2 protein-coding genes are annotated in these 2,442 nt (G+C 37.1%); both read left to right on the forward strand.

The window, feature by feature from the left end; translation table 11 throughout:
- Positions 1-257: 257 nt before the first annotated feature.
- Positions 258-1,055 (forward strand): 1-(5-phosphoribosyl)-5-[(5-phosphoribosylamino)methylideneamino]imidazole-4-carboxamide isomerase, encoded by a 798-nt coding sequence (gene hisA / locus AB1414_19225; protein MEW6609545.1) that lies wholly within the window; start codon positions 258-260, stop codon positions 1,053-1,055.
- A 23-nt stretch (positions 1,056-1,078) separates the two neighbouring features.
- On the forward strand, positions 1,079-2,442 hold a 1,364-nt coding region (gene cysS, locus AB1414_19230), incomplete at its 3' end, for a cysteine--tRNA ligase (GenBank protein MEW6609546.1).

Below are 2,442 nucleotides of genomic sequence, written 5' to 3' on the forward strand. Positions count from 1 at the left end.
CATCCTACTCACTTCTTCAGATATATCCCAAATGGATTGAAAATCTGGCAGATAATTAAGACCTTTAGATAGAATTAGATAATACCTTCCCTACTTCCCTACAGGTGAATAGTTACCAAATTTTTTTTGTTGATTATTATTGTTAAGTATGTTATAATTTAAAATCAGTCTAAGAAGACTTTAAAAGCAAGTAAGTGATAATTGGTAACTAATTACCATTCACCAATTACCAATTACCAAAATGGAGGTGGTGAATTATGTTAATTATTCCAGCAATAGATTTAAAAGGAGGCAAAGTTGTCAGGCTAACTCAAGGCAAACCAGAGGAAGAAACTATTTATTCTGCCAATCCAGTTGAAATTGCTAAGATGTGGGAAGAAAAGGGGGCAAAACTGCTCCATGTAGTAGATTTAGACGGTGCTATCTCCGGCAGATTAGAAAACTTACCCTGGGTAAAAGAAATTGTCTCACAGATTAAAATACCGGTTCAACTGGGTGGTGGCATTCGAGACATAAAAAGTGTAAAAGAGGCATTCGAGACAGGGGTGAGCCGACTTATTATTGGCACAAAAGCCGCTATTGACCCAAATTTTACCCGCGCTATTGTTGCTCAATTTAGAGAAAGGATAGTTGTTAGTATTGATGCCAAAGGTGGCAATGTTGCGGTTTGGGGCTGGCAACAAATGACGGAATATTCTGCCGTGACATTAGCTCAAGAAATGAAACAAATTGGTGTGCGAGAATTGGTTTATACGGATATTACCCGTGATGGTATGCTTGAAGGACCTAACTTTGATGCTATCCGTAGTTTTACTCAGGCAATTAAAATGAGAACTATTGTCTCTGGCGGTGTCTCCACATTGGAAGATATAAAAAAATTACTCCCTTATGTTCAATATGGAGTAGTGGGGATAATTGTTGGTAAGGCACTCTATACACAGGATGTGAAATTAGAGGAGGCAATTGCCATTGCCAAAGATACTTCCCCGGTAACACCACCAACAGGTGCTCAGATAAAAAAATTCCCAATAAGAGATAGTGGAAATCCGTGGTAAATAGTCAATGAGGGGTCTGAAAGATGTCGCTAAAGATTTATAATACATTAACTCGAAAAAAAGAAGAATTTGTGCCGATTGAAGAAGGTAAGGTTAAGATGTATGTCTGTGGCTTGACTCCATACTCAGATTGCCACATGGGACATACCCGTTGCTACATTACCTTTGATATTATCCGAAAATACCTGGAATATAAAGGCTATGAGGTTATTTTTATCCAGAATTTTACCGATATTGATGATAAGATAATCGAACGAGCTAAACAACGAAATACCTCTTCTGAAGAACTGGCAAAAAAATATATCGATGAGTATTTTAAATGTATGGATAAATTGGGTATCAAAAGGGCGACTTATTACCCGAGAGTTACTGAACATATTCAGGAAATTATCGATTTTATTAAAGTTCTGATTGAAAAGGGTTCTGCTTACCAGGCTGATAGCGATGTATTTTTTGAAGTAAGTAAATTTAAAGAATATGGTAAATTAAGCGGTCGAAGTTTAGACGAGATGATACACGGAACACGATTTGAAATTGATACCCGTAAAAAATCACCGCAAGATTTTGCCCTCTGGAAATCAGCAAAAGAAGGCGAACCTGCCTGGGATAGCCCGTTTGGCAAAGGAAGACCCGGCTGGCATATCGAATGTTCGGCAATGTCCATTAAATATTTAGGTGAGACCTTTGATACTCACGGTGGCGGTCAGGATTTAGTCTTCCCACATCATGAAAATGAAATCGCCCAATCTGAAAGTTATACCGGTAAAAATTTCGCTAATTTCTGGATTCATAACGGGATGGTTACCTTAAATGAAGAAAAAATGTCTAAATCCCTGGGCAATGAATTTTTGATAAAAAATGTTTTAGAGAATTACCCGGCTGATGTGATTCGATTATTCTTCCTTAACACATATTACAAAAGTCCGATTGAATTTTCAGTTGAAAACTTAGAACAGGCAAAGGCAGGGATTCAACGATTCTACAATACATTAAGAAATGTAACTGACTTTCTTAAGATTGAATCAACAACATCAATTGATACCCAGCTCTATCAATTATTACCAGGGGAACAACAAACAGTTATTAAATTTGACCCGAGCCGGCTGGAGGAAAAAGACCGGGAATTTTATGAGGCAATTAAACAAACTGAGGAAAGATTCATTCAAGCAATGGATGACGATTTTAACACACCCATTGCCTTAGCCTCTTTATATGATTTAGTTACCGCCATCAATAAATTTATCTCTCAAATGGATACTTTATATGAATGCTCGCGATTTTCAGCCCGGGCATTACTTAAATTAGCTCAAGAAACCGTCTATAAATTGGGCGATATATTTGGATTATTTAAGGAAATATCTACAAAACCAAAGGATGAATTAGTGCC

This window comes from bacterium, from assembly GCA_040755795.1.
Classification (GTDB): Bacteria; UBA9089; CG2-30-40-21; order CG2-30-40-21; family SBAY01; genus JBFLXS01.

Excerpts from the sequence above, each read along its gene's own strand:
- hisA (MEW6609545.1), top strand. The coding sequence starts at position 258 with ATGTTAATTATTCCAGCAATAGATTTAAAAGGAGGCAAAGTTGTCAGG.